The sequence below is a fragment of the Bradyrhizobium sp. Kon58 genome (assembly GCF_055807455.1).
On record NZ_JBVVOT010000017.1, the window covers coordinates 1 to 25027 of the forward strand.

General features: G+C 65.9%; 18 protein-coding genes. 9 read left to right on the forward strand and 9 right to left on the reverse strand.

Annotated features, from left to right (window positions below; all coding sequences use genetic code 11):
- The first annotated feature begins 453 nt into the window (after positions 1-453).
- The 4 genes from AC0L20_RS24845 (at position 454) to AC0L20_RS24860 (ending at position 6587) form a co-directional block, all read left to right on the forward strand.
- Positions 454-1449, forward strand: coding sequence for an NAD(P)H-dependent flavin oxidoreductase (locus AC0L20_RS24845; RefSeq protein WP_473293295.1), 996 nt, complete (start codon positions 454-456; stop codon positions 1447-1449).
- Positions 1450-1474: 25 nt separating this feature from the next.
- Positions 1475-2446 (forward strand): zinc-binding dehydrogenase, encoded by a 972-nt coding sequence (locus AC0L20_RS24850; RefSeq protein WP_473293299.1) that lies wholly within the window; start codon positions 1475-1477, stop codon positions 2444-2446.
- 210 nt (positions 2447-2656) lie between these two features.
- Positions 2657-4030 carry a cation diffusion facilitator family transporter gene (locus AC0L20_RS24855; RefSeq protein ID WP_473293301.1) on the forward strand — a complete coding sequence of 458 codons (1374 nt, stop codon included), beginning with the start codon at positions 2657-2659 and terminating at the stop codon, positions 4028-4030.
- A 226-nt stretch (positions 4031-4256) separates the two neighbouring features.
- A complete protein-coding gene (locus AC0L20_RS24860; protein WP_473293303.1) occupies positions 4257-6587 on the forward strand; it encodes a PAS domain-containing sensor histidine kinase in 2331 nt (776 codons plus the stop codon).
- 3 nt (positions 6588-6590) lie between these two features.
- Here the strand turns inward: AC0L20_RS24860 and AC0L20_RS24865 are convergent, their stop codons facing one another.
- Positions 6591-7484, reverse strand: coding sequence for a LysR family transcriptional regulator (locus AC0L20_RS24865; RefSeq protein ID WP_473293305.1), 894 nt, complete (start codon positions 7482-7484; stop codon positions 6591-6593).
- Positions 7485-7707: 223 nt separating this feature from the next.
- On the opposite strand from AC0L20_RS24865, the gene AC0L20_RS24870 reads away from it, so the two are divergent.
- The 5 genes from AC0L20_RS24870 to AC0L20_RS24890 are packed head-to-tail and all read left to right on the forward strand — an operon-like array spanning position 7708 to position 13688.
- Positions 7708-8184 (forward strand): formate dehydrogenase subunit gamma, encoded by a 477-nt coding sequence (locus tag AC0L20_RS24870; protein ID WP_473293308.1) that lies wholly within the window; start codon positions 7708-7710, stop codon positions 8182-8184.
- Positions 8181-9737 carry a formate dehydrogenase beta subunit gene (locus AC0L20_RS24875; RefSeq protein WP_473293312.1) on the forward strand — a complete coding sequence of 519 codons (1557 nt, stop codon included), beginning with the start codon at positions 8181-8183 and terminating at the stop codon, positions 9735-9737. The genes AC0L20_RS24870 and AC0L20_RS24875 overlap by 4 nt, the downstream gene beginning before the upstream one ends.
- 10 nt (positions 9738-9747) lie before the next feature.
- Positions 9748-12633: a formate dehydrogenase subunit alpha gene (gene fdhF / locus AC0L20_RS24880; protein WP_473293314.1), complete on the forward strand. Its 2886-nt coding sequence runs from the start codon at positions 9748-9750 to the stop codon at positions 12631-12633.
- Between the two features lie 4 nt (positions 12634-12637).
- Entirely contained in the window at positions 12638-13465 is an 828-nt protein-coding gene (fdhD, locus tag AC0L20_RS24885) for a formate dehydrogenase accessory sulfurtransferase FdhD (protein WP_473293316.1), read from the forward strand.
- The gene (locus AC0L20_RS24890) at positions 13455-13688 is read left to right on the forward strand and encodes a formate dehydrogenase subunit delta (protein WP_473293318.1); all 234 of its coding nucleotides are present in this window, start codon (positions 13455-13457) and stop codon (positions 13686-13688) included. Before fdhD ends, AC0L20_RS24890 begins: the two co-directional genes overlap by 11 nt.
- Here AC0L20_RS24890 and AC0L20_RS24895 read toward each other — a convergent pair.
- The 8 genes from AC0L20_RS24895 to ccmI all read right to left on the reverse strand — a co-directional run bounded on the left by AC0L20_RS24895 (position 13645) and on the right by ccmI (position 24998).
- Positions 13645-16632, reverse strand: a complete 2988-nt coding sequence (locus AC0L20_RS24895) for a bifunctional [glutamine synthetase] adenylyltransferase/[glutamine synthetase]-adenylyl-L-tyrosine phosphorylase (RefSeq protein WP_473293320.1) — start codon at positions 16630-16632, stop codon at positions 13645-13647. The genes AC0L20_RS24890 and AC0L20_RS24895 overlap by 44 nt on opposite strands.
- Positions 16629-18089 (reverse strand): sensor histidine kinase, encoded by a 1461-nt coding sequence (locus AC0L20_RS24900; protein WP_473293322.1) that lies wholly within the window; start codon positions 18087-18089, stop codon positions 16629-16631. Before AC0L20_RS24900 ends, AC0L20_RS24895 begins: the two co-directional genes overlap by 4 nt.
- Complete coding sequence (locus AC0L20_RS24905) at positions 18073-18753, reverse strand: response regulator transcription factor (protein WP_035969420.1); 681 nt, start codon at positions 18751-18753, stop codon at positions 18073-18075. The genes AC0L20_RS24900 and AC0L20_RS24905 overlap by 17 nt, the downstream gene beginning before the upstream one ends.
- Before the next feature lie 283 nt (positions 18754-19036).
- Complete coding sequence (locus tag AC0L20_RS24910) at positions 19037-20620, reverse strand: Do family serine endopeptidase (RefSeq protein ID WP_456765134.1); 1584 nt, start codon at positions 20618-20620, stop codon at positions 19037-19039.
- Positions 20621-20851: 231 nt separating this feature from the next.
- Positions 20852-21334 carry a cytochrome c-type biogenesis protein gene (locus AC0L20_RS24915; RefSeq protein WP_473293325.1) on the reverse strand — a complete coding sequence of 161 codons (483 nt, stop codon included), beginning with the start codon at positions 21332-21334 and terminating at the stop codon, positions 20852-20854.
- A gap of 4 nt (positions 21335-21338) precedes the next feature.
- Positions 21339-23321 carry a heme lyase CcmF/NrfE family subunit gene (locus AC0L20_RS24920; RefSeq protein WP_473293327.1) on the reverse strand — a complete coding sequence of 661 codons (1983 nt, stop codon included), beginning with the start codon at positions 23319-23321 and terminating at the stop codon, positions 21339-21341.
- A complete protein-coding gene (gene ccmE / locus AC0L20_RS24925; protein WP_473293330.1) occupies positions 23318-23845 on the reverse strand; it encodes a cytochrome c maturation protein CcmE in 528 nt (175 codons plus the stop codon). The genes AC0L20_RS24920 and ccmE overlap by 4 nt, the downstream gene beginning before the upstream one ends.
- Positions 23846-23882: 37 nt before the next feature.
- The gene (gene ccmI, locus AC0L20_RS24930; protein ID WP_473293333.1) at positions 23883-24998 is read right to left on the reverse strand and encodes a c-type cytochrome biogenesis protein CcmI; all 1116 of its coding nucleotides are present in this window, start codon (positions 24996-24998) and stop codon (positions 23883-23885) included.
- Positions 24999-25027 lie beyond the last annotated feature (29 nt).

Below are 25027 nucleotides of genomic sequence, written 5' to 3' on the forward strand. Positions count from 1 at the left end.
CACGAAGGACACGTTAAAACCATCGCGCAGGGAAGGCCGGGCGATCCGGCGAACCTGTGGTCCACCCCGTGTGCATTCCTTTGGCGCACGGACTTGCGGGTACCAGCCGGCGCCCGGCCTTCCCTGCGCCCTTGTCACGACGAGGGCGATGCGATCAGGCAAAGCTCGGGCGAATGCGCCGCGAGAGGGCGGAGGCATGCCTTGCGACGGAAATGCAAGTTGACGGTCTCCGAAAGCTCCTCATCCTCCGTCGGTGTTGAAGCAGCGGCGCACAAAAACCCTCGCGCCACCCGGTGCTACCACCTCAATTATCCGCCCTGCGGAATCCCCCCACTCCCCGCATGATCGCCCCGCCTCCACCGCACGCCCTCCCAATAGACTTTTCCTGACCCGGGCGGCATCCTGCCGCCATCAAACGATAACAGAGCGCCACACAGGCGGAGGAAACAGATCATGCTGCAGACACGGTTCACCAAGCTCGTCGGTGTCGAGCACCCGATCGTCCAGGGCGGCATGCAATGGGTCGGGCGCGCCGAGCTGGTCGCCGCCGTTGCCAATGCCGGAGCGCTCGGCTTCATCACGGCGCTGACCCAGCCGACACCGGAGGACCTCAGGAAGGAGATCGCCCGCTGCCGCGATCTCACCGACAAGCCGTTTGGCGTCAACCTCACCATCCTGCCCGCGATCAAGCCGCCGCCTTATGCCGAATATCGCGCCGCCATCATCGAGAGCGGCATCAAGGTGGTCGAAACCGCCGGCAACAAGCCGCAGGAGCATGTCGACGAGTTCAGGAAGCACGGCGTCAAGGTCGTGCACAAATGCACCAGCGTCCGTCACGGGCTCTCGGCCGAGCGCATGGGCGTCGACGCCATCTCGATCGACGGGTTCGAATGCGCCGGCCATCCCGGCGAGGACGACACCCCCGGCCTGATCCTGATCCCGGCCGCCGCCAACAAGATCAAGATCCCGATGATCGCCTCCGGCGGCTTTGCCGACGCCCGCGGCCTCGTCGCCGCACTGGCGCTGGGCGCCGAAGGCATCAACATGGGCACCCGCTTCATGGCGACCAAAGAGAGCCCCATTCATCAGCTCATCAAGGAGAAGATCGTCGCCAATGACGAGCGCGAGACCGAGCTGATCTTCCGCACCATGCGCAACACCTCCCGCGTCGCCAGGAACGAGATCTCGACCAAGGTCGTCGCGATGGAGAAGGAAGGCGCCAAGTTCGAGGATATCCGCGAGCTCGTCGCAGGCGCCCGCGGCAAGATGGTCTACGCGACCGGCAACTCGGACGAAGGCATCTGGTCGGCGGGCCAGGTCCAGGGTTTGATCCAGGACATCCCGACCTGCGCCGAACTGATCTCCCGCATCGTGCGCGAAGCGGAGGCTATCATCTGCAGCCGGCTCGAAGGCATGATCGTTCATCCGACAGCGCAGGCTGCGGAGTAATCACTGCAAGAAGCGAGAGCAATTCATGAAGGCTTATGTCTACGGCCCTGGTGGCGCTACAATTTCCGACATCGCTCAACCAAAGCCTGAAGGCACCCAGGTGCTGGTCCGGGTCCGCGCCTGTGGCCTCAATCGCGCCGACACCGGCATGCGCAAGGGCCACGCCCACGGCGCGGCCGGCGGTGCCGGCACCGTGCTCGGCATGGAATGGGCCGGCGAAGTCGCCGCACTCGGACCGGATGCCAAGGGCGTCAAGGTCGGCGACCGCATCATGGGCTCGGGCGGCGCGGCGTTTGCCGAATATGCGCTGGCCGATCACGGCCGGCTGTTCCGCGCGCCCTCGAACATGAATTTCGAGGAAGCCGCCACCCTGCCCGTCGCGCTCGCGACCATGCACAACGCCGTCGTCACCATCGGCGGCGTGCAGCCCGGGCAAGCCGTGCTGATCCAGGGCGCAAGCTCCGGCGTCGGCCTGATGGCGATGCAGATTGCGAAGCTCAAGGGCGCGAGACTCGTGATCGGCTCCTCGACTGATGCCACCCGCCGCGGCCGGCTGAAGGAGTATGGCGCCGACCTCGCGGTCGATTCCTCCGACCCCGCATGGGTCGACGAGGTGCTGAAGGCGACGAACGGCGAAGGTGTCGATCTCATCGTCGACCAGGTCTCGGGCAAGGTCGCAAGCCAGAACCTCGCGGCGACCAAGGTCAAGGGTCGCATCGTCAATGTCGGCCGGCTCGGCGGCACCCATGCCGATTTCAACTTCGACCTGCACGCGGCGCGCCGCATCGACTATGTCGGCGTCACCTTCCGCACCCGCAGCATCGAGGAGGTCCGCGAGATTTTTGAGGAGGTCCGCAAGGACATATGGGGCGCGGTCGAGTCGCGAAAACTGCAGCTGCCGATCGACAAGGTGTTTGCCTTCGACGACATCGACAAGGCGTTCGAGCACATGGAGGCGAACAAGCACCTGGGCAAGATCGTCGTGACGGTGCCGTAACATTCCTGGGGCCAAAGACCTAGGTCGAGTAGGGTGGGCAAAGCGAAGCGTGCCCACCATGCGTCAGCGTCCCCGAAAGATGGTGGGCACGGCGCTCCGCGCCTTTGCCCACCCTACAAAACCAGGGGGATCCCGCTCCTGCAACTCACTAGCGTCTACGCCTGTGGATCGTCGCTTGATGTTCACCCGCGGCCTGCTACATCCCCCGCCATGAGCTCCCAACACAACAAGACCTCGGTCGCAGCGATCTCGATCTTCGCCAGTGGCGGCATGGCGGCGGCCAAGTTTGCGGTCGGGATCGCGATCGGCTCGCTGGCGCTGATTTCCGAGGCGCTGCATTCCTCGATCGACCTGGTCGCCACCATCATCACCTGGGCGGTGGTGCGGGTGTCCGACAAGCCGGCGGACGAGGAGCATCATTACGGCCACGGCAAGCTCGAAAGCGTCTCGGCACTGGGCGTCACGGCCCTGCTCTACGTGCTCGCCGGCGGCATCCTGGTCGAGTCCTACAGCCGGCTGCGCGAGGGAACCGCACCGCCGACCATTTCGGCCGTGCCGTTCGTGGTGCTGGTGATCGACATCGTCGTCAATCTCTGGCGCGCCCGTGCCCTGCACCGTGCCGCGCGGGAGACCAGGAGCCAGGCGCTCGCCGCCGATGCGCTGCATTTCGCCTCCGACGTGATGGGCTCGTTCGCCGTGATCGTGGGCCTGATCCTCGCCGGTCTCGGCTTCTGGTGGGGCGACGCGGCCGCCGCCGCCGCGGTGGCCGTGATGATCGCCTTGCTCGGCCTGCGCATGGCCGGCTCGACCGTGCAGACGCTGGTCGACCGCGCCCCCGAAGGCGCGCATGAGACGGCCACGGCTGCGATCCGCAGCGTGCCGGGTGTGATTGGCGTCGAGCGGCTCCGCGTGCGCATGGTCGGCGCCACCACGTTCATCGACACGATTGCAAAGGTGCCGCGGACTTATCCCATCGACCGGGTCGAGGACATCAAGCGCAGCGCGCAAGCAGCGGTCGAAAAGGCCTTCGGCGATACCGACCTCACCTTCACCGCAGTCCCCGTGGCGCGCGACAATGAGACCGTGCGCGACCGCATCATGGTCATCGCCCACAATTCGGGCCTCGCCATCCACCACGTCACCGTGCACGATCTCGGCGCCAAGCTGATCGTCAGCATCGACCTCGAGGTCGACGCCGGGATGCAGCTCGACGCCGCCCACGACGTCGCCAACACGCTGGAACGCAACATCCAGGAAGAGTTCGGCGCGGACGTCGAGGTCGACGTCCACATCGAGCCGCTGGAACCGGAGCTGCCGTTCGGGGTCGATGCCGCACCGGAACGGGTGCAGGCCATCGCCGCCGCCCTGACGGAATATGCCGCCGGCGGCGAGATCCACGACATCCACAATGTCCGCGTCCGCAACACCGACGCCGGCGAGATCGTCAACTTCCACTGCCGCGCCGAGCCGTCGATGAGCGTGATCAGGGTGCACGAGCATGTCGACGCGATCGAGCGCGCGTTGCGGCGCGCGTTCCCGAGCGTGAAGCGCGTCATCAGTCACGCCGAACCGCCGCGTGCGTGACAGAGAATGTGCGAGGAGTCACACGTTCTCGTTTCGGACTCGCCGCGCACGTAAGTTTGCGGACGCGCGACGCACAAACTGCGCGTTGGATAAGAATAAATTCGCGTTAACGATTCGTTGACTCTCGACAGCCCGCGAAATCTGGATTCAAATCGACCATGATTCGGAAGCGATGTGGGGCTGCTTCCAAAATCAAGTTGCAAGCAGGTTCCAGGGGGCTTTAGGCATGTCGCGTGCAGACGCCGCGAACGCGTGCGTCCAATCCGATTCGATCAAAGGATTGGCGCAATCGATCGCGAAACCTGCCTATCATCGGCTCCTGATCGCGGAGCCTGCGCTGCGCCGTGCCGTGCCGACGCTCATCATCGCGTTCCTGATCACGATCTGCCTCGGCGCGTTCGTACAGGTCGTCGACCAGACGCGCCAGAAGCGGCTGGTGATCCGCCACGACATCTCGGCGCTCGCCGACCTGCTCGCCGAGCGCATCGACCGCCTCACCTCGGCGCGACAGGAGCGGCTGAAGAACATCGAGAGCCTGCCGGCGCTGCTGCCTGACCTCATTCCATCCTGGGGCACCGCCTCGGGCCGGCACGTCATCGTCACCTCGGCTGGACTCGACCGCCGCATCCTCGCCCGCATCCCGGTCGACGGCGATCCCGCGGGCAACGATCGCCTGCTCGACGCAATCACGACGGCGCAACTGATGGCGGCGCCGCCGCACGACGGCAACATCTCCGACCTGACGCTGCCGAACGGCAACGCCGCGATGGCGACCGCGCGGCAGATCAAGTCGCTGCCCGGCTTCGTCACCGTGATCCAGGAGCGCAACGAGCCGATCTGGGGCTCGGACGCCGCGCTGTCGGTGACGCTGTCGGCCACCACCGGCTTCGTGGTCCTGATCCTCGGCTTCGCCTTCCACTGGCAGTCCACCCGTGCCCGCGAGGGCGATTTGATCAACGACGCCGTGCGCGGCCGGATCGACACCGCGCTCAACCGCGGTCGCTGCGGGCTGTGGGACTGGGACCTGTCGCGCGGCCGCATCTTCTGGTCGCAGTCGATGTTTTCGATGCTCGGCCTCGACGGCCGCAACGAGCTCCTCACCTTCGGCGAGGTCAACGCGCTGGTGAAGTCCGACGACATCGACCTGTTCGAGATCGCCGACCAGCTCATCTCCGAGAAGATCGACCACATCGACCAGACCTTCCGCATGCAGCATGTCGACGGCCACTGGATCTGGCTGCGCGTCCGCTGCGAAAAGACCAGCGGCGCGACGGACTCCAGTGTTCACCTGATCGGGATCGCCGTCGACATCACCGAGCAGAAGAGCCTCGCCGAGCGAACTGTCGAAGCCGATTTGCGCCTGCGCGACGCCATCGAGACCATTCCCGAAGCCTTCGTGCTGTGGGACGCCAGCGACCGCCTGGTGCTCTGCAATTCGCACTTCCAGCGCCTGCACAAGCTGCCCGACAGCGCCGTCATCCCCGGCACCTCCTACGAGACCGTGCTCGAGGTCGGCCGCATGCCCGAGGTCCGCACCCGGCACAACGAGACGGCGAGCCAGGGCCCCGGCGCGCGCACCTTCGAGGCGCAGCTCGACGACGGCAGCTGGTTGCACATCAGCGAGCGCCGCACCAAGGACGGCGGCTACGTCTCGGTCGGCACCGACATCACCCGCATCAAGGAGCACGAGCAGAAGCTGGTCGACAACGATCTACGCCTGCGCGCCACCGTCATCGACCTCAAGCGCTCGCAGGCAGCCCTGGAGCGCCAGGCGGGCGAACTCGCCGACCTCGCCGAAAAATACCAGCGCGAGAAGACCCGCGCCGAGGAAGCCAACCAGACCAAGTCGAAATTCCTCGCCAATATGAGCCACGAGCTGCGCACGCCGCTGAACGCGATCATCGGCTTCTCCGAGATCATGGGCTCGGGCATGTTCGGCGAACTCGGCTCGGAGAAGTACCAGGAATACTGCCACGACATCCTGACCAGCGGGCATTACCTGCTCGAAGTCATCAACGACATCCTCGACATGTCCAAGATCGAGGCCGGCCGCATGAAGCTCGACATGGAAGAGCTCGACCTGGCGCAGACGCTGGCGGAATCCCTGCGGGTCGTCACCGGCCGCGCACAGGACAAGCACCTGACGCTCGACGCCGACATCGCAAAATCCATCTCCGTCGTCGCCGACCGGCGCGCCACCAAGCAGATCATCGTCAATTTGCTCTCCAACGCCGTGAAGTTCACGCCCGACGGCGGACGCATCGTGGTGCGCAGCCGGCAGCTCGACGACAGGATCGTGCTGATGATCGCCGACACCGGCATCGGCATCGCGCCGCATTCGCTGGCGCGGCTCGGCCGCCCGTTCGAGCAGGTCGAGAGCCAGCTCACCAAGACCTATCATGGCTCGGGACTGGGGCTGGCGATCGCCCGCTCGCTGGCGCAGCTTCATGGCGGCTCGATGCGGCTGCGCTCCAAGCTCGAGGTCGGCACCGTCGTGCGCGTCACCCTGCCCCGCGACGCGATCAAATCGGCGTCAGGAATATCGGCCGCGGCCTGAACCCTAAGATTGCAGCGACGGCGCGACTTCCCGCGCGACATTGACCAGCGCCGCGATCAGCGGCGTCATCGGATCACGCTGCGGGATCACCATGCCGATGCTGTAATTGACATCGGGATCGATGATCGGGATCGACCGCACGGTATCGGACAGGCCGAGCGTCTCGGCGAGCTTGGCCGGCATCACGCTGGCCCAGCGCCCCGTCTTCACATGCGTGAACAGCACGAGCAGCGAATTCGAGGTCAAGGTCGGCGTCGCCTCGGCGCCGACCGAACGTAATGCGCGGTCGATGATGCGGCGGTTCTGCATGTCGGGCGTCAGCAGGCACAGCGGCACTTGTCCGACCTCCTGCCACGTCACCGTCTCGCGATCGCCGAACATTCCATCCGGCGCGGTGAGCAGACGATAGCTCTCGCTGTAGAGCGGGATGGTGCGCACCTTCCCGATCGGCTCGTTCTCGATATAGGTCAGCCCCGCATCCACCTCGAGATTCTCGAGCAATCCAAGCACCTCGGATGAGGTCGTGGAGCGGATACTGAAACGCACCTCAGGATGCCTGGCGCGGAACGGCGTCGTCAGCGCAGCGACCATGCCCAGCACGGTCGGGATCGCAGCAATACGGATCTCGCCGGAGAGCTGATGCTTCAGCCCGTTGATCTCGTCACGCATCGCGCGAGCATCACCCACAATCCGCCGCGCCCAATCGAGCGCCCGCTCGCCTTCCGGCGTGAAACCCTGGAAGCGGGAGCCGCGCTGAACCAGCATCACGCCGAGGATCTCCTCGAGCTGCTTCAGCCCGGTCGACATCGTCGGTTGCGTCACGCCGCACACCTCGGCGGCCCGGCCGAAATGCCGCTCCTTCGCCAGCGCCAGCAACAGTTCAAGCTTGTCGAGCAACCGGTCATCCCCTCGAATTGTGTGGTGGCATGCAAGCTAGCATGCTCGCCCCCGTTCAACACGCAAAAACCGCCCGGCGGACGGCTTCAATTGCAATTTCAGATCGAGTGATTGCCATCGCAAATCGATCGGAATCCGCAATCGCAGCATGAGACAGCTTTATTGATCTTCGAACGATTCCAAATAGTTTGCGATCAGCAGACGCTCTGGTTGAGAACGAAGAATGACAGCGGTTTTTGAGCCTTGGGACGAAACGCGCGGCGCCGAGATCATCGCCGAACACAGCGAGCAGGAAGGCGCGACGCTGGTGATCCTGCACGCACTCCAGGAGGCGTTCGGCTATGTGCCGGCGGCAGCCATTCCCATCGTGGCGCAGGCTCTCAATCTGTCTCGCGCCGAAGTGCATGGCGTGTTCACGTTCTATCATGACTTCCGCCACAAGCCGGCCGGCCGCCATGTGCTGAAGCTCTGCCGCGCGGAGGCCTGTCAGGCGGCGGGCGGCGACGCGCTGGCGGCACGTGCGGAGGCGAAGCTCGGCGTATCGCTCGGCCACACCACGGCCGACGACCGTGTCACGCTGGAGCCGATCTACTGCCTCGGATTGTGCGCGACCGCGCCCTCCGCGATGCTCGACGGCCGGCTGATCGGCCGGCTCGATGAAAAGCGTATCGATGCGCTCGTTGCGGAGGCGCAACGATGAGCATCCGTCTATATGTCTCTCGCGACGCGGGCGCGCTTGCGGTCGGCGCCGACGAGGTCGCGCTTGCGCTGGAGCAGGCTGCAGCCAAGCGTGGCATTGCTGTCGAGATCGTCAGGACCGGCTCGCGCGGCTTGTATTGGCTCGAGCCGCTGGTCGAGGTCGCGACACCGCAGGGCCGGATCGCGTTCGGCCCTGTGACCGAGACCGATGTGTCCTCCCTACTCGACGCCCTCGCGAGCAATACGCCACATCTGCTGCGGCTCGGGGCCACCGACGAGATCCCCTGGCTCAAGCGCCAGACCCGCTTGACCTTCGCGCGCTGCGGCGTGATCGACCCGCGCTCGCTCGACGACTACCGCGCCCATGGCGGCTACAAGGGCCTCGAACGCGCGCTGTCACTCGGCTCGGAAGCCATCCTCAATGAAGTGACGGCGTCCGGCCTGCGCGGCCGCGGTGGCGCAGGCTTCCCGACCGGCATCAAGTGGAAGACGGTCGCGCAGGCGAAAGCGGATCGCAAGTTCATCGTCTGCAACGCCGACGAAGGCGACAGCGGCACCTTCGCCGACCGCATGATCATGGAAGGCGATCCCTTTCTCGTCATCGAGGGCATGACGACCGCCGGCCTCACCGTCGGCGCGACCAAGGGTTACATCTATATCCGCAGCGAATATCCGCACGCGGTCGAGGCGATGAACGCGGCCATCCTGGCTGCGAAGCGCAGCGGCTATCTCGGCGCGAACATCGGTGGTTCCACGCACAGCTTCGATCTCGAGGTGCGCGTCGGCGCCGGCGCTTACGTTTGCGGCGAAGAGACCTCGCTGCTGGAAAGCCTCGAAGGCCGCCGCGGCCTCGTGCGCGCAAAGCCGCCACTGCCCGCCCATCACGGCCTGTTCGGCAAGCCGACCGTCATCAACAACGTGCTGTCGTTCGCCGCCATCCCCTTCATCCTGGCCGAAGGCGCCAAGACCTATGCCGATTTCGGCATGGGCCGCTCGCGCGGTACGATGCCGATCCAGCTCGCCGGCAACATCCGTCACGGCGGGCTGTTCGAGACGGCGTTCGGCGTGACGCTCGGCGAGCTCGTCGATGACATCGGCGGCGGCACGTTCACGGGCCGCCCGATCCGCGCGGTACAGGTCGGAGGCCCCCTGGGCGCCTACTTCCCGCGCGCGCTGTTCGACACGCCGTTCGACTACGAGGCCTTCGCCGCGCGCGACGGCCTGATCGGCCATGGCGGTATCGTCGTGTTCGACGACAGCGTCGACATGCGCAAGCAGGCGCGTTTCGCCATGGAATTCTGCGCCATAGAATCCTGCGGCAAGTGCACGCCATGCCGGATCGGCTCGACCCGCGGCGTCGAGACGATCGAGAAGATCATCAACGGCGAGCGCGTGAGTGAACACCTCGCACTCGTCGAAGACCTCTGCAACACCATGAAATTCGGCTCGCTCTGCGCGCTCGGCGGCTTCACGCCCTACCCCGTGCTCAGCGCACTGAAGCACTTCCGGGAGGATTTCGTCCCGGCCCCGACCACGCTTCAGGCCGCGGAATAGGAGAACGACAATGTCTCTGATCGAAGAAATCGACTTCGGCACGCCGCGCTCGAAATCGGAAACGATGGTGACGCTGACCATCGACGGCAACCAGGTCACGGTGCCCGAGGGCACCTCGATCATGCGGGCGGCGATGGACGCCGGCCACCAGATCCCAAAACTCTGCGCGACCGACATGGTCGACGCATTCGGCTCGTGCCGCCTTTGCGTCGTCGAGATCGAGGGCCGCGCCGGAACGCCAGCCTCGTGCACCACGCCAGTGATGCCCGGTCTCGTCGTTCACACCCAGAGCGAACGGCTCAAGAAGCTGCGCAAGGGCGTGATGGAGCTCTACATCTCCGACCATCCGCTCGACTGCCTCACCTGCGGTGCCAACGGTGATTGCGAGTTGCAGGACATGGCCGGCGCCGTGGGCCTGCGCGACGTCCGTTACGGCTATGAGGGCGAGAACCACGTCTTCGCCAAGACACCCGGCAAGTCCAACGGCGAGATCAACGCCGCCTGGATGCCGAAGGACGAGTCCAACCCGTACTTCACCTACGATCCCTCCAAGTGCATCGTCTGCTCGCGCTGCGTCCGCGCCTGCGAGGAGGTGCAGGGCACCTTCGCGCTGACGATTTCCGGCCGCGGCTTCGACAGCCGCGTGTCGCCCGGCATGAGCGAGAGCTTCCTCGGCTCCGAATGCGTCTCCTGCGGCGCCTGCGTGCAGGCCTGCCCGACTGCGACGCTGACCGAGAAATCCGTGATCGAGGTCGGCCAGCCCGAACACTCGGTCGTCACCACCTGCGCCTATTGCGGTGTCGGTTGCGCCTTCAAAGCCGAGATGCGCCGCGAGGAAGTCGTCCGCATGGTGCCGTACAAGGACGGCAAGGCCAATCGCGGCCATTCCTGCGTCAAGGGCCGCTTCGCCTGGGGGTACACCAACCACAAGGAACGCATCCTCAACCCGATGATCCGCGAGCGGATCGAGGATCCCTGGCGCGAAGTGTCGTGGGACGAGGCCTTCTCGTTTGCCGCCGACAGGATGCGCGGCATCCAGAAGAAATACGGCCGCGACGCCATCGGTGGCATCACATCGTCCCGCTGCACCAATGAAGAGACCTATCTGGTGCAGAAGCTGATCCGCGCCGGCTTCGGCAACAACAACGTCGACACCTGCGCCCGCGTCTGCCACTCCCCGACCGGTTATGGCCTCTCGACCACGTTCGGCACCTCTGCCGGCACGCAGGATTTCGACTCGGTCGAGGACACCGACGTCGTCGTCATCATCGGCGCCAACCCCGCTTCGGCCCACCCGGTGTTCGCCTCCCGCCTGAAGAAGCGGCTGCGCCAGGGCGCCAAGCTGATCGTGATCGATCCGCGTCGCACCGAGATGGTGGAATCGCCGCATGTGAAGGCGCTGCACCTGCCGCTGATGCCCGGCACCAACGTTGCGGTGATGACGGCACTGGCGCATGTGATCGTCACCGAAGGTCTCGTCGACGAAGCCTTCGTGCGCGAACGCTGCGACTGGAGCGAGTTCGAGGAATGGGCGGCCTTCGTCGCCCGGCCGAACAACAGCCCGGAGGCCACCGCCATCCTCACCGGCGTCGATCCGAAGGATCTGCGAGAGGCAGCGCGCGTCTACGCCACCGGCGGCAACGGCGCGATCTACTACGGTCTCGGCGTCACCGAGCACAGCCAGGGTTCGACCACCGTGATCGCGATCGCCAACCTCGCGATGGCCACGGGCAATATTGGTCGCCCCGGCGTCGGCGTGAACCCGCTGCGCGGCCAGAACAACGTGCAGGGCTCCTGCGATATGGGCTCGTTCCCGCACGAGCTGCCCGGCTATCGCCACATCTCGGGCGATGCCGTGCGGGACCAGTTCGAGGCGCTGTGGAACGTCAAGCTCAACCCCGAGCCGGGCCTGCGCATTCCCAACATGTTCGACGCCGCGGTCGAAGGCACGTTCATGGGGATCTACGTGCAGGGCGAGGACATCCTGCAATCCGATCCCAACACCAAGCATGTGGTGGCGGCACTATCGGCGATGGAATGCGTGATCGTCCACGACCTCTTCCTAAACGAGACCGCGAACTACGCCCATGTGTTCCTGCCTGGCTCCAGCTTCCTCGAGAAGGACGGCACCTTCACCAATGCCGAGCGCCGCATCCAGCGCGTCCGCAAGGTGATGATGCCGAAGAACGGCCTCGCCGACTGGGAGGTCACCATCGGCCTCGCCAAGGCCATGGGCTTCGAGATGACCTACAGCCATCCTTCCGAGATCATGGACGAGATCGCGGCGCTGACCCCGACCTTCGCCGGCGTCTCCTATGCCAAGCTCGACGAGCTCGGCTCGGTGCAGTGGCCCTGCAACGACAAGGCGCCCGAGGGCACGCCGGTGATGCATATCGACGGCTTCGTCCGCGGCAAGGGCAAGTTCGTCGTCACCGAATATGTCGCGACCGACGAACGCACCGGCCCGCGCTATCCGCTGCTGCTCACCACAGGCCGCATCCTCAGCCAGTACAATGTCGGCGCGCAGACCCGGCGCACCGAAAACGTGGTCTGGCATGCCGAAGACCGGCTGGAGATCCATCCACACGATGCCGAACAGCGCGGCGTGCGCGACGGGGACTGGGTGCGGCTGAAGAGCCGCGCCGGCGAGACCACGCTGCGTGCGGAGATCACCGATCGCGTCGCGCCGGGCGTCGTCTACACCACGTTCCACCATCCGGACACGCAGGCCAACGTCATCACGACCGACTATTCGGACTGGGCGACCAACTGCCCCGAATACAAGGTCACGGCGGTGCAGATCTCGCCGTCGAACGGCCCGTCCGACTGGCAGAAGGCCTACGACGCGCAGGCGCGGCATTCCCGCCGCATCGCGCCGGCCGAGGCCGCGGAGTAGCGGCATGCACGTGCCGGTCCAGGCCATCGACCGCGAGAGCTGGCGCGACGGTGTCGCGTCGGAAGGAGCGCGGCTGATCCCGGAGGAGACGCCGCTGGCGTTGACCTACAATGGCGGCACCTACGCCGTCATGATGGGAACGCCGCAGAACCTCGAAGATTTCGCGGTCGGCTTCAGCCTGGACGAAGGCATCATCAAATCCGTCGATGACATCAAGTCGCTCGAAATCGTCCGTCTCGACGACGGCATCGAGCTGCGCATGTGGTTGGCGCCCGACAATGCCGCGCGCATCAGCGAGCGCCGCCGCCACATCGCCGGTCCGACCGGCTGCGGCATCTGCGGCATCGACTCGATTGCCGCAGCGGTGAGGCCAGCAGCCGTCGTGCCGCAGGGACAGACGTTTACGCCCGAGCAGGTCATGGCGGCGATGCAAGCCATCGCACCGCTGCAATCGATCAATCTGCAGACCCGCGCCGTTCACGCCGCCGCGTTCTGGACGCCTGCCGGCGGTATCGTCGCGTTGCGCGAGGACGTCGGCCGCCACAACGCGCTCGACAAGCTCGCCGGATCGCTGGCGCGCAGCCGCACGGCTGCAAGCGGCGGCATCGTGCTGCTGACGAGCCGCGTCTCGGTCGAGATGGTGCAGAAGACCGCCACCATCGGCGCGCCGGTGATGGTCGCCGTCTCTGCGCCGACTGCGCTTGCGGTGCGCACCGCGGAGGCCGCCGGCATCACGCTGATTGCCATTGCCCGCCAGGACGGGTTCGAAGTGTTTTCGCATGGCGGCCGGGTTGTCGCCCGCCATGCCACGGAGGTTGCCGATGTCGCCTGACCGCCTGATCTACATGGCCAACCAGATCGGCACGTTCTTTCGGAGCCAGGGCCACGACAAGGCCGTGCCGGGGATCGCCGACCACATCAAGAAATTCTGGGACCCGCGGATGAAGCGCGCGATCTTCGCCCATCTCGACGCCGGCGGCGAGGGCCTGGAGCCGAATGTGCGGGAGGCGCTCACCTCGCTGAAGCCGACGACGTCCCTTCCAGCAGCGCCCTGAAGACACGCCGCACCTCGCTCTGCGTCTCCTTCACGCGCGCCTCCAGCGAGGAGAAATGCGGCGCGTCGCCGGCGCGTGCCATCACGCGCAAGAGGTCGGTGCCGGCGGTCTCGGGCTTGAACCGGTCGCTGACGCAGAGCCGCAGGATCTGCGTCAGGTCGTGATAGAGCCGCGCCGCGGCACGCAATATCTCGGTCTCCGATTGCGCGAGCACGCCGAGCCTGCATGCATTGTCCAGCACCTGCGTGGTGCCGACGTCGAGAATCTCCGGTTTTTCGTGCGCATGCACGAGTTGGAGATATTGCGCGATGAAGTCGATGTCGACCATGCCGCCGGCGGCATATTTGAGATCCCAGCAATCGGCCTCGCCCTTCTCCTGGGCAATCGCACGCCGCATGTCGGCAACATCGTTGGCGGTGATTGCGGGATCGCGGCGACGGGTCAGGACATCGCGGATGACGCGCTCGATCCGTTCCCGGAATTCGGGCGAAGCCGACACGACGCGCGCGCGGGTCAGCGCCATGTGCTCCCAGGTCCAGGCCTCGTTGGCCTGGTAGTCCGCGAACGAGACGAGGCTCGAGGCCACAGGGCCGGCGCGCCCCGAGGGGCGCAGCCGCATGTCGATCTCGTAGAGCACTCCGTAATTGGTGCGCGTCGTGAACGCGCTGATCAGGCGCTGGGTGAAGCGGGCGAAGTAATGCGCACCTTGCAGTGACTTCGCACCGTCGGAGTCCGGATTGTCGCTGTCGAAATCGTAAAGCAGGATCAGGTCGAGATCGGACGACGCGGTCATCTCGCGACTGCCGAGCCGGCCCATCGCGATGATTGCGCTCTCCTGCCCCCTGATCCGGCCATGCTGGGCAGCGAAGCGGTCGGCGACGAGACCATGCACGGTATGGACGATGCCCTCGGCAACGTCGGCAAAGGCCGTGCTCGCCTGCTGCGCCGAGACGGTGCCGGAGAGAATGCGCGTGCCGATCAGGAACAGGCTCTCCTGCCCGAACAGACGCAGGCGGTCGAGGAACTCTTCGTAAGAGCCGGCATCCTGCACGGTGGTCGCGAGCCGCCCCGACAATTCCTGCCGGTCGGGCATGGCGCCGAAGAAGCGCGGATCGATCAGGCCGTCCATGAGCTGCGGCTGCCGCGCCAGCATCTCGCCGAGCCGGGGCGCTGCGCCCAGCACCAGGGCCACGAGCGCGACGAGATCGCGGTTCTGGCCGAGCAGCGTGATCAGCCGGCCGCCGCGCTGGAGCGCCCCAAGGAAATGGTCGAACGCCACGACGGCCCGATCCGGCTCCTCGGCATGAGCGAGACCGTCGATCAGGGCCGGCACGAATTCGACGAAAGCGTTTCGCGTCGCCTCGACGCGGAACACGCGGTACTCGCCGGTGATCCAGTCACGCACGGTCTGCGCGACGGCGGCAGGCTTCTTGAAGCCGAGCGTGGCCAGATACTGAAGCAGCCGCGGATCGTCGGGACCCGCACTGTAGTCGAGCGCCGGCAGCTTGGCCGTGCCGGTCGGATCGTCGCCCTCGAACAGTTTTTCGTAGTGACCCTGGACGATCTCGAGCTGGCGCAAGAGGTCGCGGGCAAAAGCCTCGCGATCCGGATAGCCGAAGAACCAGGCGAAACGCTCGACCGCCTCCTTGTCCTCGGGCAGCGTGTGGGTCTGCTCGTCTGCGATCATCTGGAGCCGATGCTCGACCCGGCGCAAGAATTGGTACGCCGTGGTCAGCTCGTCACGCGCCGCAATCGTGATCCAATTGCTGGAAGCAAGCACGCCGAGTGCGGCGAGCGTCGGCCGCACGCGCAATTCGGGATGCCGCCCGCCGGCGATCAATTGCTGGGTCTGGGCGAAGAACTCGATCTCGCGGATTCCGCCGCGCCCGACCTTCACGTTATGCCCTTCGACCGCGACCTCACTCTGGCCGCGATAGGTCTGCATCTGCCGCTTCATGTCGTGAACGTCGGCAAGCGCGGCGAAGTCGAGATGCTTGCGCCAGACGAAGGGCGCGATCTCCGCGAGCAGCGCCTCGCCCGCCCTGGGATCGCCGGCGCAGGCGCGCGCCTTGATCATCGCGGCGCGCTCCCAGGTACGCCCTTCCCGCTCATAATAGTTCAGCGCGGCATCGCGCGAAATCGCCACCTGCGTCGAGGATGGATCGGGACGCAGGCGCAGATCGACGCGGAAGACGTAGCCGTCATAGGTACGCTGCTGGAGAATACGTGCCATCCCCTGCGTCATCCTCACGAAGAATGGCTGGGGTTCGATATCCGCGGCCAGCGTCGTATTGTCGGGATCGAAAAACACGATGAGATCGATGTCGCTGGAATAGTTCAGCTCGCCTGCGCCCATCTTGCCCATCGCAAGCACGATCAGCCCGCAGCCCTCCTCCGGCGCCTCGGGATTGGGCGGCGAGAGCTTGCCGCGTGCGGCTTCCTGCCGCAGCAGGTACTGAAGCGCCGCCCGCACCGAGGACACTGCGACATCGGTGAGCGCTGCGGTCACCCGCATCACCGGCCAGACCCCGCCGATGTCGCACAGTGCGATCAGGAGCGCGGCCTCCGCCTTCATGCGGCGCAGCAGCCGCATCACCTCGGCTTCGTCGGATGCCGCGAGCACCGCGCCGTTCGCCTCCGCGACCAGCGTGGCGAGATGCGCATCCGGTTCGCATTCCAGCAGCCGGATCAGGCGCTGCGGATCAGCGCGCAGCAGCTCGAACAGATAAGGCGAGAATTCCGCGATGCCGGCCAGGACGTCGCGCGCGAAGCGGTGAGCCAGCAGCGCTTCAAGACGGGTGAATTGCGCGGGCTCGAGCTCGGCCAGCCAGCTTTCAAAACGTCCTTGGTCGGTGACGGAAGCGGCAATATGGGGAGCCTCCGCGAAGCGTGCGGCGAGTCTCTCACCATGCTTGTCCGCGTTTCCCGGCGCGGAATGGTTCATGCCACCTTCTGTGGCACATCCTGCATTGGCGGAGCAACCCTGTCGCTGGCCCCCGCGCGCGCCGGCAGCACCAGCGTGGCGACAAGCCCGGGCTGGGCGTCACCCAACCTCAACTCACCGCCATGCAATGTCGCGACCGCGGAGGCGAGACTGAGGCCGAGGCCGGATCCAGGCAGCGTGCGGCTGGCTTCCAGCCGCACGAATCGCTCGACGGCATGCTTGCGGTCGGCCTCGGGGATACCGGGGCCGCGATCGGTGACGCTGAGCAGCACCTGGTCGCCCTCGCGTTTCGCCTCGATCGTGATCTGCCTTGAATCGAGGCTGACCACGGTTCCACCTGTTAGCGCGACCGGCTTGCCGTATTTGATCGCATTCTCGACAAGATTGGCGAGGGCCTGGCTGATCAACTCGCGGTTGGCGTAAACCGGCGTCGGCTCGCACCTGACCTTCAAGGTCATGCCGTCGTCTTCAGCCAGTGGCTCGTAGAGCTCGTGGATGCCGTGTGCGACATCGGCCGCGTCGAAATCGTCCATGTTGCCGCGCGCCTGCCCGGACTCGGCGCGCGCGATCATCAGCAGCGCGTTGAAGGTGCGGATCAGGCCATCGGATTCCTCGATGGTCCGCTCCAGCGCGGCGCGGTAATCGGCCTCGCTGCCTGATTTCGCCAGCGCCTCCTCGGCGCGGTTGCGCAAGCGTGTCAGCGGCGTCTTGAGATCGTGGGCGATGTTGTCGGAGACCTCCTTCAGCCCCGCCATCAGTGCCTCGATGCGCTCCAGCATGGCATTGAGGTTTTCGGCGAGGCGGTCGAGCTCGTCACCGCTGCGTCCTACCGGCAGGCGCTCGCTGAGATCGCCGGTCATGATGCGATGGGCGGTGCCGCTCATCGCGTCGATGCGCCTGAGCACCCTGCGCGCGACGAAGATCCCGCCGCCCAGGCCAAGCACCACGACGATCAGCACCGACCATTGCGCGGCCTTGGCGACGATGCCGAACAGGCGCCGCCGCTCGGCGAGGTCGCGCCCGATCAGAAGCCGGAAGCCATTCTCGAGCTCGGTGACGCGCACCAGGGCGCGATGGTCGCGCTCGTCCGCATCCTCGATGCGCCGATACGCCGTCTCCGACCAGCCGCGCGTCGCCATCACGCCGGGCGCCAGCGAGCCGACATTGCCGGCGATCGCCTGCCCGGTCGGCGTGGTCACGAGGTAGAGGTTGGCCCCCGGCCGCAGCGCCCGGTACTCAATCGCGCGCACGAGGCCGACCAAGCCGCGGCGGCCGTAGATCTCGTTGATCTCCGAGGTCTCGGCATTGACCGTCTGCGTGATTTCCTCGGTGATCAGCCGCCGCGTATTCCAGGCGAAATAGGCCAGCAGCGAGGCCGCGAACATCGCGAACAACAGCAAATAGACCAGCGTCAGCCGGAATGCCGTGGTGCGGACGAGTTTACCGAATGCCGTCACGGATCATGTATCCCGCGCCGCGGATCGTGTGCAGCAGCGGCCGCTCAAAACCCTTGTCGATCTTGGAACGCAGCCGTGAAATGTGCACATCGATCACGTTGGTCTGCGGATCGAAATGATAGTCCCAGACGTTCTCCAGCAGCATGGTGCGGGTCACCACCTGGCCCGCATGCTTCATCAGATATTCGAGCAGGCGGAATTCGCGCGGCTGCAGCGTCAGCTCGTCCTTGCCGCGCGCGACACGATGGGAGAGCCGGTCGAGCTCGAGATCGCCGACGCGGTACAGTGTGTCCTCGGCCGGACCGCCGCGGCGGCGCGACAGCACCTCGACCCGGGCCAACAGCTCGGCGAAGGAATAGGGTTTCGGCAGATAGTCGTCGCCGCCGGCGCGCAAGCCCTTGATGCGATCGTCGACCTGGCCGAGCGCGGAGAGAATCAGCACCGGCGTCGAATCGTCCTTGTCGCGGAGCGCGCCGATCACCGACAGGCCGTCGCGCTTGGGCAGCATGCGGTCAACCACCAGCACGTCGTAGTCGCCGTTCTCGGCCATGGCGAGGCCTTCCTCGCCGTCGGCGGCGTGGTCGGCAATGTGCCCGACCTCGCGAAACGCCTTCACGAGGTAGTCGGCGGATTCGCGGTCGTCTTCGATGATGAGGAGGCGCATCGTGCGTTCGGCAACGGTCAAGGGAGTGAACCTTCTCTAAACATGGCGCGAGCGGCAATCGCATGCAAGCCGAGTGAGAGACTCTGGCATCGAGAAAAAGGCGGGCGGTGAAGCTGGGGGGACTTCACCGCCCTAGGCCTTCCGACGGAGGGGGGCGTATTCCACCGGAAGGTAGACAGGGGAAGCAAACGTTGCGCTGCTCCCCCGAAGGGCGCCGTCGGCGGGGGCGACTGATGCCGGCGACACCCTTCATCTCGGAGGCCTCCTGAGGCCTGGCCCTTGGTTAACCCTTGGCGATGGGCACGGCGACGAAGCGCGACTGGCCGCCGCTCTTCACCCGCATCAGGACGCTGTTCTTGTTGTCGGTCCGCGCCGTGTTGATGGCGTCGCGGACTTCACCGGCGGTGCTCACGCTCTTGCCGCCGACTTCGAGAATCACGTCACCTTCCTTGAAGCCGCGCTCGGCTGCGGCGCTCTTTGGATCGACTTCGGTGATCACGACGCCTTCCTTGCCGGCGCCGGCCACGGAATCGGCGGGCGCCACGGTCATGCCGAGCTTGGGCACGTCGGTGCCGCGGCTCGCGCCCTTGCCGCTGTCCTTGTCGATGTCGGCCTTGGCCTCGATCGTGTTCGGCAGCTGGCCGAGGGTGAGGTTCACGACCTTGTCCTGGCCCTTGTGCAGCACGTTGAGCTTCACGGTCGCGCCGGGCGCCAGGCCGCCAATGGTGCGGGCGAGCTCGCGGGCGTCCTTGACCGATTCGCCGTTGACCGACGTGATCACGTCACCGGACTCGATGCCGGCCTTGGCCGCCGGACCATTCGCCTGCGGCTCGGCAACCAGCGCGCCTTCGGCCTTCTTCATGCCAAGGCTGTCGGCGATGTCGGATGTCACCGGCTGAATCTGCACGCCGATCCAACCGCGGCTGACCGAGCCCTTGTCCTTGAGCTGCGCCACCACGCTCTTCACGGTGCTGGCGGGGATCGAGAACGCGATGCCGACGCTGCCGCCGGAAGGCGAGTAGATCGCGGTGTTGACGCCCATCACCTCACCGTTGGTGTCGAAGGCCGGACCGCCGGAATTGCCCTTGTTCACGGGCGCGTCGATCTGGATGAAATCATCGTAGGGGCCGTTGCCGATGTCGCGGCCGCTGGCCGAAACGATGCCGGCAGTCACGGTGCCGCCGAGGCCGAACGGGTTGCCGACCGCGAGCACCCAGTCGCCGATCCGCGGCTTGCCGTCGGCAAGCTTCGCGAACGGGAAGTTCGAGCTTCCCTCGACCTTGATCAAGGCGAGGTCGGTGCGCTGGTCGGTACCTATCACCTTGGCGGTGTAGGTCTTGCCGTCGTCGGTCGTGACCTCGACCTTGTCGGCGCCGTCGACCACGTGGTTGTTGGTCACGGCGAAGCCATCAGCCGAGATGAAGAAGCCGGAGCCCTGGCCCTGCACGACGCGGCCACGACCGCCGCCACCCTTGAGGCCCGGGATGCCATCCGGACCGCCGAAGCGGCGGAAGAATCGCTCCATCGGCGAGCCCGGCTGGAACGGCGACTGCGCGTCATCGCCGTCGTCATTGCTCGCGGTCTTTTCCTTGATGTTGACCTTCACCGAGATCACCGACGGTTTCACGCGCTCGACGATGTCGGCGAAACCAATTGGGCGTTCGACCTTGCGGACCTCGTTGTTGACCTGTGCATGCGCCGGGCTCGAGAACAGGTCGGCCGGCGAGGTCGACGTGCCGAAGCCGTAGACGGCGGCGCCGAGGCCGGCGACAACCGAGGCCATCAGCGCGATCTTGCGGGCCGAGAAAACGGACCGGCGGGGCTGCCGGTAGGACGGAAGGTTCGAGAGGTCGGAACGGTCGGTCATGCAGAGATCTCCAGGGCCTTGAAATCCATTTGGCGCCTGACGGCGGCACCTTACGGACCTGAAGATGGGGGCTGCCGCCTTACCGTGCGCTGGCGGCGGGGTTAAACTTTTGTAATGAACGCAGAATGCGGATGCGGCAGTTTATCGCGGCCGAAAGCACTGAACCTGTAGGAACTTAACGAAGTTCCGGGAACGCCCGCGCAGCGCCGGCTTCTGCGCGCAGCAACGTAGCTAGTGAGACTTGGCTTCATCCGCCATCAATGCGGCGAGCCGCGCTTCCTCGTCGGGCGTGAGCGGCGGAGCCGGTAGGTCTGCACCATTTCGCGAGCGCCGGCGGATTTGCAGCCATAGCGCCAGGCCGCCGCCAAGCAGCAGCAGCGGCGCGAGCAGCCACAGCAGCATGTTCTGGCGCTCGAAGCGCGGCTTGAGCAGCACGAACTCGCCGTAGCGCGCAACCAGGAAATCGAGCACTTGCGAATTGCTGTCGCCGGCCGCGATGCGCTCGCGCACCAGGAGCCGCAAATCGCGCGCGAGCGGCGCATCGGAATCGTCGATCGACTGGTTCTGGCAGACCATGCAGCGCAGCTCGCGCGACAAGTCGCGTGCACGCGACTCCTTTGCAGGGTCCGACATGATCTCGTCGGGCTGCACGGCATGCGCCGCAGGCAAGGCCAGCAGCACCAGCGCGATGAACGCGACCATCATTCGGCGCATCAGATCACTCCGCCGGCTGCAGGCGCTGCTTTGCCCGCGCCGGTTTTGGCGCACCCACCCGCAGGCGCCGGTCCGACAGCGACAGCACGCCGCCGAACGCCATCAGCACCGGCCCCCACCAGATCAGCAGCACCAGCGGCTTGTGATAGATGCGCACGGCAATGGCGCCCTCGGCAGTGGCGTCGCCGAGCGAGATGTAGAGCTGGCTGGCGCCACGCGTCAGCAGCGCGGCCTCGGTAGTCGAGGAGCCGCGGGTGGTGAAGCTGCGCTTGGACGGCGTCATCACGCTGAGCTTCTCGCCGTCACTGCTGACGTTGAACTCGGCGATCATCTCGTGGAAGTTCGGCCCTTGGCGCTGAAACAGGCCGTCCAGCTTGACGTCATAGCCGGCGACATGGGCGACGTCGTTCTGCTTCATCGTGGCGATATATTCGCTGTTCCAGGTGGTCTCGCAGACGATTCCGATCAGCGCGACGCCGAGGCCGGCATGCGCAAATACCGAGCCCCAGGCCGAGCGCGGCAGACCGCGGGCACGATGCAGCGTCGTCGCGAACGGCAGGCGGAACAAGCCGGTTCGTTCGGCCAGATCCGTCGCGGCGCCGGCAATGACGAAGACGCCAAGTCCGATCGCCAATGGCGCCAGCGCGCTGCCGCCGAGCGCCCAGCCCCAAACCATGGCAACGGCGACAAGCCCGGCAACGCCGGCCGCGAGGAGACGTTGGGTGACGCCAAGCAGATCGCCGCGTTTCCATGCCAGCATCGGCCCGAACGGCACGGCGAGCAGCAACAGCGTGAACAGCGGGGCGAAGGTGAGATTGTAGAACGGAGCACCGACCGACATCTTGAAGTCGGCGAGCATCTCCATCGCCAGCGGATAGAGCGTGCCGAACAGCACCACCGCGCAGGCGACCGTGAGCAGCAAATTGTTCAGCACCAGCGCACCTTCGCGCGAGATCGGCGCAAACAAGCCGCCTTGCTTCAACGAGGTCGCGCGCCCCGCGAACAGCGACAGGCTGCCCCCGATGAACAGGCAGAGAATCAGGAGAATGAACACGCCGCGGGTTGGATCGGTCGCGAAGGCATGCACCGAGGTGATGACGCCCGAGCGCACCAGGAAGGTGCCGAGCAGCGATAGCGAGAAGGTCAGGATCGACAGGAGAATGGTCCAGACCTTCAGCGCGTTGCGCTTCTCCATCACCAAAGCAGAATGCAGCAGCGCGGTTCCTGCAAGCCACGGCATCAGCGAGGCGTTCTCGACCGGGTCCCAGAACCACCAGCCGCCCCAACCCAGTTCGTAATAGGCCCAGTACGAGCCCATGGCGATGCCGAGCGTCAGGAAGATCCAGGCGACCAGCGTCCACGGCCGCACCCAGCGCGCCCACGCGGCATCGATCCGCCCCTCCAGCAACGCCGCGATCGCGAAGGAGAACGAGATCGAGAAGCCGACATAGCCGAGATAGAGCATTGGCGGATGCACGGCGAGACCGATGTCCTGAAGCACCGGATTGAGATCGCGTCCCTCGATCGGCGGGTTGGCGATGCGCAGAAACGGATTAGAGGTCACCAGGATGAAGAGATAGAAGGCGCTGGCGATCCACGCCTGTACGGCCAGCACATGCGCGCGCAGCGACAGCGGCAGATTATTGCCGAAGGCCGCGACCAATCCGCCGAACAGCGCGAGGATCGACACCCACAAGAGCATCGAACCTTCATGGTTTCCCCACACGCCGGTGATCTTGTAGAGCAGCGGCTTCATGGAGTGGGAATTCTCGTAGACGTTGGCAACTGAGAAATCCGACTCTACGTGCAGCATCACCAATGCGATGAACGACGCACCGACGAACAGAAGCTGCGCCAACGCGGTGGACCGCGCCACATTCATCAGCGCGTCATCGCGCAGTCGCGCGCCGATCAGGGGCACGATGGACTGGATCAGTGCCAGTCCGAGCGCCAGCACCAGTGCATAATGTCCTGACTCCGCGATCACCGCACTGCTCCCTGCGGATTGCCCTGTGCGGTCGTGGCCCCAGGCTTGACGCTATCTGAAGCCTTGACGCCATCGGAAGCTTTGGCACCGTAATCATCCTTCCAGTGCCCCTGCTTCTTCAGGGTATCGGCGACGTCCTTGGGCATGTAGGTTTCGTCGTGCTTGGCGAGCACGGTGTCGGCCTTGAACACGCCATCGGCGTCGAGCGCGCCTTCGGCGACGACGCCCTGCCCTTCCCGGAACAGGTCGGGCAAAATGCCCTTGAAGGCGACCGGAAGCTTGGCGCCGCCGTCGGCGACCTCGAAGGTCACTGCGAGATTGTCGCCGCGCTGGAGCGAGCCGGGCTGCACCAGGCCGCCGAGGCGAAACCGCTTGCCGGGCGCAACGTGCTTCTCGGCGACCATGGTCGGCGTCGAGAAGAACACGATGGAGTCGCGCAGTGCGTTGAGCACCAGCGCGGCGGCGAGCGCGAGCACGGCAAGCGAGCCGCCGATGATGGTCATACGTCGCTGCTTGCGCGTCATGGCGTATCCATTCCCTGCCCGTCTCGTCGTGACATCGTCATCCGTCGAGCCCGAGTGTCTTGAGGCCTTCATCGAGCTGGCGCAACCGCGCTGCATCGTTGGCAACTGCCTGGCGGGCATCGGTCGATGCCCCCACCGCCTTGTCGCGATCCCCCATCACGAGATAGGCGCGCACCAGGCGCAGCCAACCCTCGACGTCGTCGCCGTTCTGCTTGAGGCGCGTGGCGAGCCGCTCGACCATGCCGCGAACCATCGCGTTGCGATCGCCCTCTTTCATGTCCTTGGAAGCTGCGAGGGTTTCATCCGACAGCGCCGGCATCGTCGCGCCACCGCCGCCGACCCGGGCGAGCGAGGTCTGCACCAGAGGGCGCCACGGCGCATCCGCCGGCGCTTTCGCCAGCAGCGCGCGCCAGATATTGGCGGCATCGTCCTTGCGGCCGTCCTGCTCGGCGGCGAGACCGAGAAAATAGTTCGCCTTGGGGTCGTCGGCGCTGAGCGCCCGCGCGCGCTCGAACTCGGTCTTGGCCTCGGCGGTCACGACGCCACCGGCGGCGGCCGAGATCGCTTCGCCGAGATCGGACCGGCGCTCCGCGCTCTCGCCATTGTAGGTGAGCGAGTTACGATAGGCGCGCACGGCGTCGTCGAAGCGGCCAAGCCTCTCCAGCACGGGCGCGATCACGTTCCAGCCGCGCCCGTCGGTCGGATTCTTTTCCAGATGTTGCTCGACCTGGACGACCAGATTCTCGAGCGACTGCGCCATGCCGGACCCGGATCCGCGCTCCCGCTGCGCCAGTGGAAAATCCTGAAGCCTAGGCGAGCCGAGCGGGACATAGACGCTGATCGCAACCAGCGGCAGGCCGGCAAGAGCCAGCACGGCCGCTGCGCGGCGCCATTTGAGGCTGGAATTCGGTGCCGTTGCGGGCTCGCTGCCGGCCGCCGCGAGCAGCCTGCGGCTGACCTCGACGCGCGCGGCCTCCGCTTCGGGCGCTGCGATCAGCCCTCCGGCAAGATCACGCTCGATCTCGGCGAGTTGGTCCTTGTAGACCGCGACCTCGCTGCCCTGATTTTGCGTGCGTCCGCTACGGCCGAGCGGCAAAAGCACGGCGAAGATCGCCGCGACCGTCATCAGCGCGAACACGAACCATAGCGTCATCTGGCAAGCTTCCGGCAGCGCGCAAGCCG

Bases quoted from the DNA above. Each gene is read 5' to 3' on its own strand.
- AC0L20_RS24895 (WP_473293320.1), bottom strand. From the start codon at position 16,632: ATGAACCATTCCGCGCCGGGAAACGCGGACAAGCATGGTGAGAGACTC.
- AC0L20_RS24850 (WP_473293299.1), top strand. From the start codon at position 1,475: ATGAAGGCTTATGTCTACGGCCCTGGTGGCGCTACAATTTCCGACATC.
- AC0L20_RS24855 (WP_473293301.1), top strand. From the start codon at position 2,657: ATGAGCTCCCAACACAACAAGACCTCGGTCGCAGCGATCTCGATCTTC.
- fdhF (WP_473293314.1), top strand. From the start codon at position 9,748: ATGTCTCTGATCGAAGAAATCGACTTCGGCACGCCGCGCTCGAAATCG.
- ccmE (WP_473293330.1), bottom strand. From the start codon at position 23,845: ATGACGCGCAAGCAGCGACGTATGACCATCATCGGCGGCTCGCTTGCC.
- AC0L20_RS24915 (WP_473293325.1), bottom strand. From the start codon at position 21,334: ATGCGCCGAATGATGGTCGCGTTCATCGCGCTGGTGCTGCTGGCCTTG.
- ccmI (WP_473293333.1), bottom strand. From the start codon at position 24,998: ATGACGCTATGGTTCGTGTTCGCGCTGATGACGGTCGCGGCGATCTTC.
- fdhD (WP_473293316.1), top strand. From the start codon at position 12,638: ATGCACGTGCCGGTCCAGGCCATCGACCGCGAGAGCTGGCGCGACGGT.
- AC0L20_RS24905 (WP_035969420.1), bottom strand. From the start codon at position 18,753: ATGCGCCTCCTCATCATCGAAGACGACCGCGAATCCGCCGACTACCTC.
- AC0L20_RS24860 (WP_473293303.1), top strand. From the start codon at position 4,257: ATGTCGCGTGCAGACGCCGCGAACGCGTGCGTCCAATCCGATTCGATC.
- AC0L20_RS24870 (WP_473293308.1), top strand. From the start codon at position 7,708: ATGACAGCGGTTTTTGAGCCTTGGGACGAAACGCGCGGCGCCGAGATC.
- AC0L20_RS24910 (WP_456765134.1), bottom strand. From the start codon at position 20,620: ATGACCGACCGTTCCGACCTCTCGAACCTTCCGTCCTACCGGCAGCCC.
- AC0L20_RS24845 (WP_473293295.1), top strand. From the start codon at position 454: ATGCTGCAGACACGGTTCACCAAGCTCGTCGGTGTCGAGCACCCGATC.
- AC0L20_RS24875 (WP_473293312.1), top strand. From the start codon at position 8,181: ATGAGCATCCGTCTATATGTCTCTCGCGACGCGGGCGCGCTTGCGGTC.
- AC0L20_RS24890 (WP_473293318.1), top strand. From the start codon at position 13,455: ATGTCGCCTGACCGCCTGATCTACATGGCCAACCAGATCGGCACGTTC.